The 15,737-nt window shown below is 44.9% G+C and carries 16 protein-coding genes and 1 tRNA gene; 13 read left to right on the forward strand and 4 right to left on the reverse strand.

Annotated elements, in window-relative coordinates; translation table 11 throughout:
• Window positions 1-8: 8 nt before the first annotated feature.
• Window positions 9-95: transfer RNA gene (locus tag WC819_06025), tRNA-Leu, on the reverse strand.
• A 4-nt stretch (window positions 96-99) separates the two neighbouring features.
• Window positions 100-402: a GIY-YIG nuclease family protein gene (locus WC819_06030; GenBank protein MFA5986874.1), complete on the reverse strand. Its 303-nt coding sequence runs from the start codon at window positions 400-402 to the stop codon at window positions 100-102.
• Window positions 403-584: 182 nt separating this feature from the next.
• Between WC819_06030 and WC819_06035 the strand changes: the two genes are divergently transcribed.
• From WC819_06035 to WC819_06050, 4 genes are all read left to right on the forward strand, one after another.
• Entirely contained in the window at window positions 585-1,349 is a 765-nt protein-coding gene (locus WC819_06035; GenBank protein MFA5986875.1) for an AAA family ATPase, read from the forward strand.
• Between the two features lie 7 nt (window positions 1,350-1,356).
• Window positions 1,357-2,325: a ParB/RepB/Spo0J family partition protein gene (locus WC819_06040; GenBank protein ID MFA5986876.1), complete on the forward strand. Its 969-nt coding sequence runs from the start codon at window positions 1,357-1,359 to the stop codon at window positions 2,323-2,325.
• Window positions 2,326-2,342: 17 nt separating this feature from the next.
• Window positions 2,343-2,696 carry a hypothetical protein gene (locus WC819_06045; protein ID MFA5986877.1) on the forward strand — a complete coding sequence of 118 codons (354 nt, stop codon included), beginning with the start codon at window positions 2,343-2,345 and terminating at the stop codon, window positions 2,694-2,696.
• Between the two features lie 162 nt (window positions 2,697-2,858).
• Window positions 2,859-3,317 carry a hypothetical protein gene (locus tag WC819_06050; GenBank protein MFA5986878.1) on the forward strand — a complete coding sequence of 153 codons (459 nt, stop codon included), beginning with the start codon at window positions 2,859-2,861 and terminating at the stop codon, window positions 3,315-3,317.
• A gap of 76 nt (window positions 3,318-3,393) precedes the next feature.
• Here WC819_06050 and WC819_06055 read toward each other — a convergent pair whose 3' ends face one another.
• Window positions 3,394-4,884 carry a RelA/SpoT family protein gene (locus WC819_06055; GenBank protein MFA5986879.1) on the reverse strand — a complete coding sequence of 497 codons (1,491 nt, stop codon included), beginning with the start codon at window positions 4,882-4,884 and terminating at the stop codon, window positions 3,394-3,396.
• Window positions 4,885-4,982: 98 nt separating this feature from the next.
• Between WC819_06055 and WC819_06060 the strand changes: the two genes are divergently transcribed.
• Window positions 4,983-6,203, forward strand: coding sequence for a replication-associated recombination protein A (locus tag WC819_06060; protein ID MFA5986880.1), 1,221 nt, complete (start codon window positions 4,983-4,985; stop codon window positions 6,201-6,203).
• 54 nt (window positions 6,204-6,257) lie between these two features.
• Here WC819_06060 and WC819_06065 read toward each other — a convergent pair whose 3' ends face one another.
• Window positions 6,258-6,893, reverse strand: coding sequence for a hypothetical protein (locus tag WC819_06065; protein ID MFA5986881.1), 636 nt, complete (start codon window positions 6,891-6,893; stop codon window positions 6,258-6,260).
• A 453-nt stretch (window positions 6,894-7,346) separates the two neighbouring features.
• On the opposite strand from WC819_06065, the gene WC819_06070 reads away from it, so the two are divergent.
• The 8 genes from WC819_06070 to WC819_06105 all read left to right on the forward strand — a co-directional run bounded on the left by WC819_06070 (window position 7,347) and on the right by WC819_06105 (window position 15,734).
• Complete coding sequence (locus tag WC819_06070) at window positions 7,347-8,168, forward strand: hypothetical protein (protein MFA5986882.1); 822 nt, start codon at window positions 7,347-7,349, stop codon at window positions 8,166-8,168.
• A gap of 167 nt (window positions 8,169-8,335) precedes the next feature.
• On the forward strand, window positions 8,336-9,184 hold the full coding sequence (locus WC819_06075; protein MFA5986883.1) for a segregation/condensation protein A: 849 nt from the start codon (window positions 8,336-8,338) through the stop codon (window positions 9,182-9,184).
• A gap of 13 nt (window positions 9,185-9,197) precedes the next feature.
• Complete coding sequence (gene scpB / locus WC819_06080; protein ID MFA5986884.1) at window positions 9,198-9,773, forward strand: SMC-Scp complex subunit ScpB; 576 nt, start codon at window positions 9,198-9,200, stop codon at window positions 9,771-9,773.
• Window positions 9,774-9,803: 30 nt separating this feature from the next.
• Entirely contained in the window at window positions 9,804-10,877 is a 1,074-nt protein-coding gene (locus WC819_06085; protein ID MFA5986885.1) for a serine hydrolase, read from the forward strand.
• A gap of 176 nt (window positions 10,878-11,053) precedes the next feature.
• Window positions 11,054-12,148 carry a hypothetical protein gene (locus WC819_06090; GenBank protein MFA5986886.1) on the forward strand — a complete coding sequence of 365 codons (1,095 nt, stop codon included), beginning with the start codon at window positions 11,054-11,056 and terminating at the stop codon, window positions 12,146-12,148.
• Between the two features lie 42 nt (window positions 12,149-12,190).
• Window positions 12,191-13,240 carry a phosphoglycerate kinase gene (locus WC819_06095; protein ID MFA5986887.1) on the forward strand — a complete coding sequence of 350 codons (1,050 nt, stop codon included), beginning with the start codon at window positions 12,191-12,193 and terminating at the stop codon, window positions 13,238-13,240.
• A 208-nt stretch (window positions 13,241-13,448) separates the two neighbouring features.
• The gene (gene eno / locus WC819_06100; GenBank protein MFA5986888.1) at window positions 13,449-14,699 is read left to right on the forward strand and encodes a phosphopyruvate hydratase; all 1,251 of its coding nucleotides are present in this window, start codon (window positions 13,449-13,451) and stop codon (window positions 14,697-14,699) included.
• Between the two features lie 6 nt (window positions 14,700-14,705).
• Complete coding sequence (locus WC819_06105; GenBank protein ID MFA5986889.1) at window positions 14,706-15,734, forward strand: carbohydrate kinase family protein; 1,029 nt, start codon at window positions 14,706-14,708, stop codon at window positions 15,732-15,734.
• The last annotated feature ends 3 nt before the right edge of the window (window positions 15,735-15,737 follow it).

Here is a 15,737-nt window from a genome sequence, read left to right on the forward strand (position 1 = left end):
TTGATTTGTGGTGCCTCGGGAGAGACTCGAACTCTCACATCCTTGCGAATACTGGATTTTGAGTCCAGCGCGTCTACCAATTCCGCCACCGAGGCATAATTATTTTATGTTTCGTTTTATCCACTCTTTGCCACAGCCACTTTTGAGAAACTTTTCTCGCAAACGTGCAGTCGGTCTATCGTTATACTTTTCTGTTAAAACAGTATTAAATGGTGCATACGGCCTTGTGGTTTTATTTTGTCCACAGTTGTGTTCCTCCATCCTTCGTTGGATATTATTTGTTATGCCAACATAAATATACGATTTTGTATTGCTGGAAATAACATAGACGTAATATGCCATATTGTTATAATATTGTCTACCAACCTGCCTGCCGGCAGGCAGGTTCCGCCACCGAGGCATTTTATTGAGTTTATAAAGTAGAAAGTATAAAGTTTGTAAAGTAAATAGTGAGGTCTACATGTCTACCTTTCTACTCGTCTAGCAGTCTAATTTTTGGAGTACTTGTGCTAGTATAGTATAATTATTGTAGTAAATCAAGACGGGGTTTTTCCGTGTGGCTTTTTAATCTTAAATTACGTGTAATGGCACAAATTATTTCATTTATCAATCAAAAAGGCGGAGTGGGCAAGACGACGAGTGCGGTCAATACGGCAAGTTATTTGGCGGACATGGGCAAGTTTGTCCTATTGGTGGATTTGGATCCGCAGGGCAATGCTTCATCAGGATTGGGGGTTGATCTGCGACAAGTGCAACATAGTCTATATTCCACAATGGTGGGTGGCGGTAATGTACGCGATGCGATCATCGGCGTGGGGATGGAAGGATTGAGTTTGATCCCGGCAACGGCAGATCTCGCCGGTGCAAATATCGATCTGGTGGAAATGGAAAATCGTGAGTTCCGTCTATATGATGTGCTCAGACAAATTCGCATGGATTATGATTATATCATCATTGACTCGCCGCCGAGCTTGGGACTTCTCACGATCAACGGTCTCGTGGCATCGGATAGTGTTATCATTCCCGTGCAAGCGGAATATTATGCGTTGGAAGGATTGGGGCAATTGCTCGAAACGATCCAATTGGTGCAAAATAATTTACAGCCACAATTGGATATCATGGGCGCGGTAATCACGCTCTATGACAGGCGCAATCGTTTGGCGCGGCAAGTCGTGCGTGAGATGCGGCAACATTTCCCGGGGCGAGTTTTTGAAAGTATTATCCCGCGCAGTATTCGTCTGGCGGAAGCACCGAGCTTTGGGCAGTCGATCACGTTGTTTGATAATTTCAACAAAGGCGCAAAAGCGTACAAGGCTCTTGCGAAAGAAATAATTGCATTAGAAAAATAAAATTATTATGATACAGCGGCATGGACTGGGCCGAGGACTTTCCTCACTGATCCCACAAAAAAACACATCATCACAGAACGAACCGCAGAGGATCGCGTCACACAGTGTGCAGCCGACTTTTCGAACATCGCGTAATGATGGTGCATCTGCGTCGACACACAAACAAACAGAAGACCGTATTGATGATGATCGTGATTTTGTCAAAGACGTGCCGATCGGCATGGTGCGCGCCAATGCGCAACAACCGCGCATGTATTTTGATGAGGAGAAACTGGACGAGTTGGCACACTCGATCAAAACACATGGCGTCTTGCAACCGCTTATCGTGATTCACAAAGGAGATCATTACGAACTCATCGCCGGTGAACGTCGTTTGCGCGCATCTAAAAAAGCGGGATGTGAAACTGTGCCGGTAATTATCAAACAGGACATCAATCTCGGCGATCAGAGGAAATTGGAGCTTGCGCTTATTGAGAATATTCAACGGCATGATCTCAATGTGATCGAAGAGGCAAAATCATATAATCGTCTTGCGGATGAGTTTGGCTTGTCTCAAGAAGAGATCGCTGTACGTTCCGGCAAAAGTCGACCGACGGTTGCCAATCGTATGCGACTGACAGGTTTGCCGATCGAAGTGCAAAAAGGATTGATCGCGGGGGAGATCACGGAAGGACATGCCAAAGTGATCCTCAGTCTCACGATGCCACAAAAACAGCTGGCACTCTATCACATGATCCTTGCGCAAAAACTTACCGTACGACAGGCGGAGGATAAAGCGCATCTCGCTGAGCAAACAAAACATATGCGTAGAACCGGTGACAAAACACCGCATGCACGGCGACTGGAAGATCAATTGACGCGGTATTTTGGCACGCGTGTACGTGTGAGTGAAAGCAATGGCGGAGGAAATATCACGGTATCATATTTTTCAGAAGAAGAATTAAAAAATATTCTCACACGTTTAAAATTAGTATAATCAATTAACATAATTTTATGAAAAAAATTATAGGTCTCCTGTGTGTTATCAGTATGTCGTTTTTTCTCGTTGGTTGCGGTCAAAAGATCTCATCACAATTTCCGTTGCCGGAGAAAGTGGAGAATTTCACAGAACAATCAGAAGGTGATGCAATCAACTTTCAGACAAACATGAGTAGTGCGAAGCTGTTGGATTTTTATCGGCAAGCTTTTAGCGGACAAGGGTTGACGGAGCGCACATTGTTGACCGTGCAAAACGGCGGTACGGTGAGCGTGGTATTCGATGGAAATACTAAAGGGGCACTTGTTGTTCAAATGGTGGAATTGCCGACGGGAATGACAAATGTCAACATCCGTTTCGAATCCATATGAGTTCTAAAATATACGGATATGTGATCATTTATGCCTATATAGGAAGGATGGTTTTCTGGTCTGGACAAGATTAAGAAACTGTGGTATAGTCTTTTGTTGATCCAGTAGAGCAAAAAGTTATTTAAAAGCAAAAAACATATGATCATATAAGGAGGATAAGCTATGGGCGGATACCAAAATATGCCTTTTATAGAGAAGGAAAAAGAGTATTTTGAGGCGAGGCAACGGGGTGTGCATGGTGCGGAGTTGGCAATTATCGTGCGCCAGTGGCTCGCAACAGCGACCACATCTGACGAGATCTGTGCAAATATCTTCTATCATTATGATTCCGTCCTGCTTGGCGAATATGCCTTGAGTGATGACGAGATCATGCGTCATGCATGTGCCGTTTTTAAGACAAAAGAAGACTGGTGGTCGTGGTTTTCTTTTTGCGATGGCAACATGAAACAGTATAGAACGGAAGCTCTTGATGGAATATTGAGTTTCGCTCAGTATAAGGAAGATGTCCAAGGAATTCTCACGAAGGTGTGCAATAGCATGGAGATCACCTTGGATATGGATAAAGTATTTCTCCAAATATTCAGAGCAGCATATAAATTACCTGCTCGTACTAACAGCTAGGGGCGGATCAATGAGAACACAAAACCCCCGCAAATTTTTTGCAGGGGTTTTTATTATGCTAAAAAATGATCTCATATTACGTCCGTGTGCGTTTGATCGCACGGCGGATCGCGCCTTTTGCGTTGGATGTTTTTACGAAGTCCAGCCAATCGGCATTTGGTTTTTTTCGGTTTTTATCCGTGATGATGTCAATGATCTGCCCGTTGTGTACTGTGGAGTCAAGGGCGGTCATTTTGCCGTTGACGCGTGCGCCGGTTGCTGAATTGCCGATATCGGTGTGGATGGCATAGGCAAAATCAACGATACTCGCGCCCTCAGGCAATTCGATGATGTCGCCCATCGGCGTGAAAGCGAAAATATGATTTTTGAGAAAGTCCACCTTCAACCCCTCGATGAATTCTTCCGGATTATTGCCGAGTTCTTTCTGCCATTCCTGGAGTTGCATCACCCATTCCACTTCTTTTTTTGAAACCTCGTCTTTTTTGGGGAGGAAATAATCCTTCCAACTCTTGTTTTTGCGTGATTCATAGAGCCAGTGGGCGGCAATACCGAATTCTGCTTCGTCGTGCATTTTTTGTGTGCGGATCTGCACTTCGAGGACGCGCCCATCAGGACCAAATACTGTCGTGTGGATCGATTGATAGCCGTTTGGCTTTGGGAGGGAAATGTAGTCTTTGATGCGGCCGATCATCGGATGGTATTTTTTGTGGACGATGCCGAGCGTTTCATAACATGCGGCGATGTCTTTGACGATGACGCGTACGGCGATCAGATCATAGACGCGATTGATGTCCATGTCGTAGCGCAATAATTTCTGATAAAGACTGTGAATGCCTTTTGCACGACCATGTACATCAACGACGGTGATCCCTTCGTCTTTGAGAGCCTTTTTGAGTTCACGAATCGCTTTTTGTACGTAGAATTCTTTTTCTTTGACTTTTTCTTTGCTGATGTTCTTTGTGCTGTTGTATTTATCGGGGTGGAGATGCATGAAACAGAGATCGGTAAGTTCACTGCGCAATCCTCCGATACCGAGTCTGTTTGCGATGGGGACGTAGATTTCCATTGTTTCATTGGCGATTCGCTTGCGTTTTTCTGCAGGAAGGTATTCCAGTGTCTGCATATTGTGCAGACGGTCTGCGAGTTTGATGATGACAGTGCGGATGTCGGATCCCATTGCGAGAAACATGCGTCGCCAGTTTTCCAGTTTGTATTCTTCCTTCGTGCCACGCAATTTGATCTTGCCGAGTTTGGTGATGCCCTCGATCATTTGTGCGATATCCGGACCGAATTTTTTGGTGATGGTCACAAGGGTTTCCGGTGTGTCCTCCGGAATATCATGCATGAGTCCTGCGGCGACAGTGCGGGCATCCATACCGAGCTTTGCAAGGATTCTCGCTGTAGCAAGACAATGTTGGATATAGGGCACGCCACTTACGCGTATTTGATCTTTGTGCGCAGCATCGGCAAATTCAAAGGCCTGTGAAATAAGCTTGCGTCCGTTATGTCCGAGCGGTGTTTTGAATGCACGAAATACATCATCAATTGTAAGGATTTTTTGTTCCATAAAACTATATTTACTATACGGCTTGATGCGTGAGTTGACAAGGTGTGTTTTTGACGACGGAGTTGTCACTGCGCGGGGATGTGTCATAATGGGTGCATATGACAGTATACACACCACTGGCGGAGCGCATGCGTCCTAAGACAATTGAAGATTTCCATGGACAAGAGCATCTCGTTTCGCATGGTGCGGTTTTGCATTCTCTGATCCGCAAAGATCAGGTCCCCTCAATGATCCTTTGGGGTCCGCCGGGGACGGGAAAAACCACGCTTGCGCGGATTATCGCCAATGAGACGGCGGCGCATTTCGTGCAAATGTCCGCGATCAACGTCGGGGTAAAAGATGTGCGTAAGGCGATTGAGGATGCGCGGAGTTATGCGCGCTTGGGGACAAAGACCATCCTTTTTATCGATGAGGTGCATCGATTTAACAAGATGCAACAAGATGCGTTCTTGCCGAGCGTGGAAGATGGCACGATCATACTCATCGGCGCAACGACGGAAAACCCGAGTTTTGAGGTAAACGGCGCATTGCTATCACGCGCACGGGTTTTTGTTTTGGAGGCGTTGTCTCTTGCATCGCTCAAAAAGATCGTTGCGAATGTCTTGGAAAGGAGTGAAAAATTTTTCGGGCGCAAAAAGATCACGATCTCCGATGAGACGACAGAGTATCTGTGTGCACTTGCCAATGGTGATGCGCGTACGATGCTCAATGCGTTGGAAGTCGCTGTGCAGTTAGCGCAAATGGAAAAGAAAAAAAACACCATTCTCAAAAAACACATCGAGCAAGCGATCCAAAAGACAAATTTGCTCTATGACAAAAATGGGGAAGAACATTACAATCTCATCTCCGCACTGCACAAATCCATGCGTGGCGGGGACGCGGATGCGGCGATCTATTATCTCGCGCGGATGCTGGAGGGCGGAGAGGATCCGCTATACCTTGCGCGGCGCATCGTGCGCTTTGCCTCCGAAGACGTCGGCATGGCAAATTCTTTTGCGCTCCCGCAAGCCGTGGCGGCATATGATGCGTGTCGATTTATCGGAATGCCGGAATGTGGCGTGAATCTCGCGCAAGCAGTTGTCTATATGGCAAAGAGTAAAAAAAGCATCGCCGTGTACGAAGGGTATACTGCGGCGATGCAGGATGTGCGCGACAAAGGAAACTTGCCGGTGCCACTACACCTGCGCAATGCGCCGACAAAACTGATGAAAGAATTAAATTATGGCAAAAATTATAAATACACACCGCTGGCAACAGATGAGGAGAACGCGCAACAAGAATTTTTGCCGGAAAAACTCAAAGGAAAAAAATATATATGAAAAAGCGCTGTGATGTTTTCACAACGCTTTTTTAAAAGAACGTGGGAGATTTTTTTATTGATGGTGCTGAAGAATGACTGTGGCACGATCGTATGCACCGTATACGATCTCTCGTAATGTTGGGATGTGCTCCGTATCAGAAATTTCTCGCAGGGCACCCTCTGCTTGTTGTAGAATGGTGTTGACATAGTCCTTGTCGACGTGTTTACCTGTCGCGAGCGCGAGGACGATGGATGATGCTTCGAGTAAGATCTCAGGCTCTTTACACTCTTGTGCAAGAACCTCCAAAGCAGTTCTCATATCATTTCCACAGATATCCTTGTAATAGTGAGTGAGAGGAACCTGATCCCAATCTACTTTTTCAACTGTCTCGGCGCAGACGCGTATGAGATTGTTTCGAATCATCTTTTTGACAGAAGTTTCATACGTTGTGTCTATGGACAAGAGATGTATGTGATAGAGATGTTCGAATTTCGTTTTAATGGGAGTGACAACGATCACGCCTATGATCACAGCACCTTTTGAGTCATCATGACACGTGATGATGTAGCCATGTTTTCGCAGTGACTGCCAATACGCCCACGTTTGATCTGACTCTTTCGGTCTCACGATGCGTAGGAGACGATTAAGTTCCTCTGTACATCGCTCCACAACGGCATTAATGCCTATCGAAAATGATTGCGGTTTCATCGCCTCCTCCTTTTTTGAAGTTGTTGTAAATGTTAAACAACGATATTGTGCCCTCACTGTAGCACCATACGTGTGTTTTTACAATATATAGAAAAAAGGCAGAAGGGTGGATTTTTTAGATCGGTGGAAGGGTAGACGTAAAAATGTGAAAGATTGTTCAAATTGCGAGCGTGAAAACCCTTTGTCATTCCCGCGAAGCCTGCCTGCCGGTAGGCAGGGCGGGAATCTAGTATCGGCATTCCCATTCCGATTTTTCGAGGACAAACTTTACGGGAATGACAAAATGATCGTATGTGGAAAAATAGTAGAATGATGATGTATTTTCAGCAAAAATGAGATTTTCAAACTTGCTTTCTTGAAAAAAATCTTGACAAAATGGTAATTTAGGTGTATAATATTCAACTATAGTCATTTTACAACTTATTGTTTGCTACAGCCAAAAGAGGCTTCATTTTGTTGATTTTGAAGGCAATTTTTGGCTGTGGCAAAACCTTGTCTGCCGGAAGGGAGGCGTTGCGGTGGAGTCAAAACAGCGAAACTTTTTATTGTGCCGCGTATCATGCGACCACACAAGGAGGACTTGCGATGAAAAAAGCAACCCTAAAACCCGTTGAAACAATGACAGTGAGGCAATTGAAAAAGTTCATTGCCATTTTTGAAAACTTGCCGTCAAAAAAAGTGCAAGACATTCTCGAATCGGGCTTGCTGACGGATATTCGCGATGGGAATATGCATTTGGTTGATCGCGATGCAATTCGTAAATTGCTCGGTCTCGCGCCACTTGAAGCGTGGTTTTACTGTGCCGACGTTGGTGTAGAAATACCCGCTTCGTCTGAGCCGTTCATCGCAAAAGAAAAATTTGTGGTGAATACCCGTGATGATGCAAAGGTAAAAATATCTGGTCTTGGGGCAAATTTTGAGAATAACTTTCTGTCCAAGAAAGAAAAGCCATGTGCATCATCCATAGTGTACGGTTGTAAGTTATTGAGAAGATTGACAAGCAAACAAATCCGTGAAGAGCTTGATCGTGATGACAAGCTTGAAACCACCCTGTATGAAATGTTTTTTATGCTGGAAAAACAGGGAAACGGTGAGAGTGGATCTTTACGTACCAACGGCTCTGCGAATATTTTCTTTATTCGCGATGACAAAGGTGACCTTTGTGCGGTCCGCTGTCGCTGGTATGACGATGGGTGGGGCGTGCGTGCCTACTCCGTCGATGATCCGGATGAGTGGGATGATGGCTCTCAGGTCTTCTCCCGCGATTCCCTCTGATTCTTAGAGCCAAGATCCTTTGGCTCTTTGAGACTTTGACCCCGTAAAATCTAAAAAATTTCGCGGGGTCTTTTTTATATAAAAAAATTAATGTATGCGTTGCACGCACTACTATACTGCGCAAGTATAGTAGTGTCGGGTGTCATAAGCTTTATGTCATTGCTTCGTTGCTATATTTCGTTTCGCTCCTCCCGCCAAAGGCGGACAGGCGCAATGACGTGAAACTGATTGGTTTTTTTGAAAAAGAACATAACAGCGCCTTAAATTCACAATTTTTGGGTTTGTGCTATAATATTTCCATGACTTATCAGGTAAAAACAGAGCAGTTTGAAGGTCCGTTGGATCTTCTTTTAGACTTGATCGAGAAAGAGCGGGTGGATATCACGCGTGTGTCACTTGCGCGTATCACAGATCAATATCTTGACTATATCGGCAAGAAAGAAATCATCTCTCTGCACAATTTGGCGGATTTTTTGACCGTTGCGGCGAAATTGATTCTCATCAAATCGCAAGCGCTTTTGCCACTTCTCAAATTGGATGATGATGAGGAAGACGATTTGCAAGAACTGGAAAAGCAACTTGCGGCGCTCAAAGTGTTCAAGGATCATAGTGAAAAATTCACGCAATTTTTTGTGCAGGCGCGAAGCGCTTACGGGAACAAAGGCATCTGGGGACAAGAAGCATTTTTTTGTCCGCCGGAAGGCATCACTGTGCAGGATCTGCGTGGGGCGTTTCTGTCATCTCTGCATACGATCCCGCGATTGGAAGCGTTGGAAGAAAAGATCATGAGCGATGTGATCACGCTGGAACGGCGGATCATGTCGATCCAAAAGAGCGTGCAAGAGCGTGCCGAGATGGCTTTTTCAGAATTGACGGCGAACGCCAAAGATCGCGCGGAAGTAGTTGTGTCATTTTTGGCACTGCTTGAGCTCGTCAAGCAAAGGATCATCATTGTCAGACAGAAGGGGCTTTTTGATGATATTATTTTGAAAAATGAAAAAACGATTAACTCGTAAATGATTTTTATATATGAGCAAAAACGAAGGACAAATGATCGCGATGATCGAAGCAATTCTCTTTATGTATGGCAAGGATGTGAGTTTTGCACGCATTGCGGAACTCGTGGAAGGCACGGAAGATGCGGTCAAGGAGCAGGTATTAAAATTGCAAGAAATTTATGCATCGCGCGACGGTGGGTTGCAGATCATGATCAAAGACGATCATGTGCAGATGGTCACACATCCTGCAGTCGCTGACATGATCGAACAGATCACAAAAAAGGAAATCGAAGGTCCGCTGACGCCTGTCGCGATGGAGGTATTGTCGATCATTGCGTATCGCGGTCCGATCGGCAAGGTGGATATTGAGGCGATTCGCGGTGTGAATTGTTCGTTTACGTTGCGCAATCTGGTACGGCGCGGTCTGATCGAACACGTGCGTGTTGATGAGGGACGGCGTGCACAGCGGTATCAGGTGACGATGGACTTTTTGCGCATTCTCGGGATTGCAACTGTGGAGGATCTGCCGGAATTTATCGAATTATCAACAGACAAGCGGATCGATGCGATTCTTTACAGCGAGCAAAGCGGTACGCAGGAAGCATAATGGAGAGGGTATGTTTTGTGTAATGATTTCATGATAGAAAAATTGACGAAAAAACAACGGGAGATCTTTGCCACATATCCGATCGCGATATTGGTGTTTTTTGGTTTTTTGGTGAGTGTGAGCGTGTATGTGCATCAGATCTATATGCAACCGGTTGCTGATCATACGGAAAAAGTGATTGTGCAGAGTGATCCGAAAATACAACAAGAAAAACAACAGCGTGTGCAAGAAATTTTAGCAAAGCAAAATGATGCAACGGCACGCGTCATTTACCAGCCGATAAAAAACAAAAATGCACAAGATCTGGCTGTGGAAAATGCACATGCGGCAATCGTACTCGACGCAGAGTCGGGGACGATCTTGTGGCAAAAAAATGCAACAGAAAAAAGGTCTCTTGCGTCGATCACAAAACTCGTGACGGCAATGGTTGTGATCGATCGCATGCGTGATCTGAATGAAGTCGTGACAATTCCGGAAAGCGTCATGGGTATTGAGGGGACGAAGGTGGGGTGTCCGACATCCGTGATCTGCAATTCACCACGGTTGTATCCGGGGGAAAAGGTGCGGATCAAAGATTTGTTGTCAGCAATGCTCATGTATAGTGCAAATGATGCGGCAACGGTTTTGGGTATGCATGTCGCCGGCAGTGAAGAAGAATTTGCCATTTTGATGAATGCGCGCATGAAGGAACTGGGTGCGGGGAATACGCATTTTTGTCGTCCGTCGGGATTGGAGCTGGACGTCAACGAGGAATCCTGCTATTCCAGTGCATATGATATTGCGCGTGTGATGGCGCATTTGTTGCAACATGACAAATATGATGTATTATGGGAGATCATGCGTACGGATGAAACGACATTTTCTTCTGTGGATGGCAGTGTGACGCATGAGTTAAAAAATACCGATCGTTTGATCGGAGGGATGTCAAATCTTGTCGGCGCAAAAACGGGTTTTACGCCACGTGCCGGATATTGTCTTGCTCTTGCGGCATCGGATCCGTCTGGCAAACATCATGTGGTTACGGTTGTTTTGGATGATTACCATCGTTTTGATGATGTGGAGATGATGAGTGCGTGGGCATTTGCCAATTATACGTGGCAGTAAGTATGTATGTGGTATAATAATCATATATGAGACCATTTAATTCTCATGTCATACTGAACTTGTTTCAGTATCTATATATAGCATAAGCGTGAGGTCCTGAAACAAGTTCAGGATGACAGAAGTTTGCTTTCAATAATCGCTTATATAAAAATAACATTTATATTAAATCAGTTATTATGATCGATTGGATTTACGCGGAACCGGAAATACAAGATGTGATCAAGGTCATGCTGACCGGGATCATTGCTTTCGTTTTTGCGTTTTTGATTACGCCGATCTGGACGCACTTTTTGTATAAATACAAACTGGGGATCAAGATCAAAGAACATGGCGTGCAAGGAGAGACGTTGCAATATATCAATGTTTTACATGCCAATAAGTCAGGCACGCCAACGATGGGTGGCGTGATCGTGTGGGTGACCGTTCTCCTTTTTATTTTTGCGTCACAATATATCTTTCCGATGATTGCACATCTTGTAGATAGTGCGTTTCTGGAACGATTGGATTTTTTATCACGCAAGCAGACATATCTTCCACTTTTTGCACTTGTGGCAACCGGTATTTTGGGACTTTTTGATGATATAATGAGCGTGCGCGGATGGGGTGGCAACAAAGGCGGTGGCATGCGTTTTGCCGCACGGTTTGGATGGCTTTTCGTTATTGCGGGGATGGGTGCATGGTGGTTTTACTACAAACTTGGATGGGATATGATCCATATCCCGGCAATGGGAGATTTTAACATCGGTCTGTGGTATGTGCCACTTTTTATATTTATCATTATCTTTGCCGCTTTTTCTTCCAATGAAACGGACGGACTGGACGGACTGAATGGCGGGATCCTGATGATGGCATTTGCCACCTTTACAATGATCGCTTTTTTGCACAACAAAGTTGATCTGGCATCATTTTGTGCTGCGATTACGGGCGCGCTTCTGGCATTTCTTTGGTTCAATGTGTATCCGGCACGATTTTTTATGGGGGATACCGGTGCAATCAGTCTTGGTGCAACGCTTGGTGTTGTGGCATTGTTAACCAATTCTGTCGTTGTTCTTTTTATCATTGTTTTTGTGTATGTTTTGGAATCAGGAAGCGCACTTATGCAAATGACGTCAAAAAAGTTTTTCAAACGGAAGATCTTTCTTGCGGCGCCAATCCACCATCATTTTGAAGCGATGGGATGGCCGGAGCCAAAAATCACGATGCGAGCATGGATCTTCACAGCAGTAATGGCAATCCTCGGTCTGATCATCGGTATTATCGGCAAAGGATAATTTATGGAATAAATAATATATAGTGTAAAAATACAAATAATTATGAATATCAAAAAAATACAAGATGCCGATGTCCAAGGGAAAAACGTAATTGTGCGCGTGGATTTCAATATATCGATCGATGACACAAAGGACGTGAAGTCTTCATATAAACTGCGTGCGGCGCAAGAGACGATCGAACATCTTTTGCGCAGTGGAGCAACGCATGTGGCGCTTTTGACACACTTCGGACGTCCGGATGCAAAAGATGATCCGGATAATTCTGTGCAAAATATTGCGGATGATGCAGAGCGCATTTTGGGGCGGAAGATCGTTTTTGTGTCAGACTGCATCGGTGAAAAAGTCGTTGATGCTCTTACCGCAACTGATCCTGGCACAATTTTGCTTTTGGAGAATGTCCGTTTTTATGCAGAGGAGGAGACTGATGATGCGTCATTTGCATCGGCATTGTGCGCGCCATTTGATATCTATGTCAATGAAGCATTTGCTGTGAGTCACAGGAAGCATGCGTCCGTGCATGCGATCACACGGTGTCTTGATGCGTATGCCGGCTTGTGGTTGCAGAAAGAACTGGACAATTTGGAAAAGGTAAAAAATGATCCGCAGCATCCGGCAGTGGCGATCATCGGTGGTGCAAAGATCGAAACAAAAATTCCCGTGATCAACGAATTGGCAAAAAAATACGATAAAGTTCTCGTCGGGGGTCGCACTGCTGTTGAAGCGCAAGAGCAAAAGTTGGTGCTGGGGGATAATGTCATATTTCCTGTCGATTTTATGGATCAATTTTATGACATTGGTCCACAGACGATCGAGCGATTTTGTCAGGAGATCGCTACTGCACGAACGATCGTATGGAACGGACCGATGGGGAAGATCGAGGATGACGAATACAAAAAAGGCACGCTTGCACTTATCGAGCAGATTACTGCAAATACGGAAGCATACAGTTTGATCGGTGGTGGAGAGAGTGTGCAAATGGCAGAGGAAAGCGGATTGATAGAAAAATTCTCTTTTGTGTCTACGGGTGGTGGTGCAACGCTTGTGTACTTGGGCGGTGAGGAAATGCCAGGGATTGATGTATTGATGAAATAGATGATCAAGAATTTTGAATTTAAAATTCTGAACCTTGCCTACCCTGCCTACCGGCAGGCAGGCGGCAGGCAGGTTTTGAATGAATGGTACAATGATAAAATGAGAGAAAAATATTTTAGTGATTTGATTTTTGGAATCATTTTTGTAATTATGGTACTATAAAATAACGAGGTTCATATAAATTGAAAATAATAAAATAAAAAAAACAATGACAAAAATTACAAAAATTATGGCGCGGGAGATCTTGGATTCTCGTGGTAATCCGACGGTTGAGGCGGAAGTCCACCTTGAGGATGGGACAAAAGCATGGTCACAAGTACCAAGCGGGGCATCAACTGGTGAATTTGAAGCGCTGGAATTGCGCGATGGAGATGCAAGGCGTTTTGATGGTAAAGGCGTGTTGAAAGCGGTGGAGCATGTAAATGGAGAGATTGCGGGAAAGATCGTTGGTATGGATGTACAGGAGCAATTGGCGATCGATGAGGCGATGATCGCGCTTGACGGCACGGAAAACAAGGCGCGCTTGGGTGCAAATGCAATTCTTAGCGTGTCACTTGCTGTGTGTCGTGCCGGTGCAATCGCCGTTGGACAACCATTATACAAATATATTACACAGATCCATGGTGGAAAAACTGTGCGGATGCCTGTGCCGATGTTCAATGTGATCAACGGTGGCAAACATGCAGACAGTGGCTTGTCGATCCAGGAGTACAAGGTCGTGCCACGTGGCATCAAGACGTTCAAAGAGCAATATCGTGCGGGCGCGGAGATTTTTCATGCATTGCAAAAAAATCTTTCTGAAAAAAAATTATCTACAGGAGTTGGAGATGAGGGTGGCTTTGCACCGCGCCTGGAAAGCAATCATGCACCGCTTGTGGAGATCAAAAATGCTGCAGAAAAAGCGGGGTATGCGATGGGTACCCAAATCAGTATCGCGATCGATGCCGCGGCAAATTCTTTTTATTGTCAGGATTGCAAACAATATAAATTTGAACTGGAGGATGAGTCACTCACCAAAGAGCAACTTCTCGCACGCTATGATGAATGGGTCGCCAACGATCATGTGTTTAGCATTGAGGATGGTTTGACGGAGTATGACTGGACAGGGTGGCATGAGATGTACGAAAAATTCAATGAGCGCATTATGCTTATCGGTGATGACTTGCTCGTAACCAATACAAAGCGATTGCAACGGGCGATCGATGAAAAATCCTGCAATGCCGTACTCATCAAACCAAATCAGATCGGTACGGTATCAGAAACGTTGCAATGTATTGCGCTCGCGCAAAAGAATAATATGCGCGTGATCGTATCGCATCGTAGCGGGGAAACGGTTGATGATTTTATTGCGGATCTTTCAGTGGGTGCTGGTGCGGATTTTATCAAGACGGGGTCGCTTTCTCGCGGTGAGCGATTGTGTAAATATAATCGCTTATTGACAATTGAAGAACAACTATAAAAAAATATGATGCACGATCAACAGAAAGTTCTCTGCATCGGCAGTATGGGAAAAGATATTTTTTTCCCCATTGATCCGACGCAGTTGCCACATGACGCACATTGCTCTGATACGCAGGCAAAATGGTTTCGTTTTGCCTATGGAAGCAAAATCCATGTGGAAGACCGTTTTAGCGCATTGGGAGGTTGTGCATGCAATGTGTCGGTGGGATTGTCACGCTTGGGGATCTCTGCTTCAGCGTGCGGCAATGTCGGCAATGATGCGGAGGGGCGATGGATCACGGAGTTTTTGAAAAATGCGCGTGTTTTTACAGAAAAGATCCGTACTGTCGATGATGCCAAAACTGATTTGTCGATGATTTTGGTGGATAGCACCATAGGAGAACGAACGATCTTTGTCAATCGTGACGTGGGGGAAAAACTTGTGATCAACGCACAGGATATTTCCGGTGAGCAGTGGTGTTATATGGGCTCTTTGTATGGTGAACATATTCAAGAAAATATGCGTGTTGTACATCGCGCTCTGGTGGAACAGTCGGTAAAGTTGGCATATAATCCCGGAGGCAGTAATATTGCACATGATACCGATGTTGTTTTGGATCTCATCCACCATGCATATGTTGTTTTTGTGAATCGTTCAGAGGCACGAGACATTGTGGCACAATTTAATTTGCCGCATAATGTGGATGATCAGCACGATGAAACGTTTCTCACTCACACGATCAAACAGCATATGAAGAGTGACAATGGTGTGGTTGTATTGACGGATGGACGCAATGGCGCGTGGGCGTATAACGGAGAATATATCGTGCATACGGAAGTGATTGAAAAAAAGGTGTGTGATGCAACGGGTGCGGGAGATGCTTTTGCGAGTGGTTTTTTTGCAGGGTTTTTGCAGGGTTTTTCAGTGGAAAAATGTATGCAATGGGGGAGTGCAAACAGTGATGCTGTTATCGATTATTACGGTGCACAAGAGGGTTTATTGCTGTATGATATAATAGAGGAGCGTTCACAGACGTTTGTGGTGAAAAAGTAAAAT

The sequence above is a fragment of the Parcubacteria group bacterium genome, from assembly GCA_041660065.1.
Classification (GTDB): domain Bacteria; phylum Patescibacteriota; class Minisyncoccia; order Moranbacterales.

Excerpts from the sequence above, each read along its gene's own strand:
- WC819_06065 (MFA5986881.1), bottom strand. The coding sequence starts at position 6,893 with ATGAAACCGCAATCATTTTCGATAGGCATTAATGCCGTTGTGGAGCGA.
- eno (MFA5986888.1), top strand. The coding sequence starts at position 13,449 with ATGACAAAAATTACAAAAATTATGGCGCGGGAGATCTTGGATTCTCGT.
- WC819_06030 (MFA5986874.1), bottom strand. The coding sequence starts at position 402 with ATGCCTCGGTGGCGGAACCTGCCTGCCGGCAGGCAGGTTGGTAGACAA.
- WC819_06040 (MFA5986876.1), top strand. The coding sequence starts at position 1,357 with ATGATACAGCGGCATGGACTGGGCCGAGGACTTTCCTCACTGATCCCA.
- WC819_06045 (MFA5986877.1), top strand. The coding sequence starts at position 2,343 with ATGAAAAAAATTATAGGTCTCCTGTGTGTTATCAGTATGTCGTTTTTT.
- WC819_06060 (MFA5986880.1), top strand. The coding sequence starts at position 4,983 with ATGACAGTATACACACCACTGGCGGAGCGCATGCGTCCTAAGACAATT.
- WC819_06055 (MFA5986879.1), bottom strand. The coding sequence starts at position 4,884 with ATGGAACAAAAAATCCTTACAATTGATGATGTATTTCGTGCATTCAAA.
- WC819_06090 (MFA5986886.1), top strand. The coding sequence starts at position 11,054 with ATGATCGATTGGATTTACGCGGAACCGGAAATACAAGATGTGATCAAG.
- WC819_06035 (MFA5986875.1), top strand. The coding sequence starts at position 585 with ATGGCACAAATTATTTCATTTATCAATCAAAAAGGCGGAGTGGGCAAG.
- WC819_06095 (MFA5986887.1), top strand. The coding sequence starts at position 12,191 with ATGAATATCAAAAAAATACAAGATGCCGATGTCCAAGGGAAAAACGTA.
- scpB (MFA5986884.1), top strand. The coding sequence starts at position 9,198 with ATGAGCAAAAACGAAGGACAAATGATCGCGATGATCGAAGCAATTCTC.
- WC819_06050 (MFA5986878.1), top strand. The coding sequence starts at position 2,859 with ATGGGCGGATACCAAAATATGCCTTTTATAGAGAAGGAAAAAGAGTAT.
- WC819_06105 (MFA5986889.1), top strand. The coding sequence starts at position 14,706 with ATGATGCACGATCAACAGAAAGTTCTCTGCATCGGCAGTATGGGAAAA.
- WC819_06085 (MFA5986885.1), top strand. The coding sequence starts at position 9,804 with ATGATAGAAAAATTGACGAAAAAACAACGGGAGATCTTTGCCACATAT.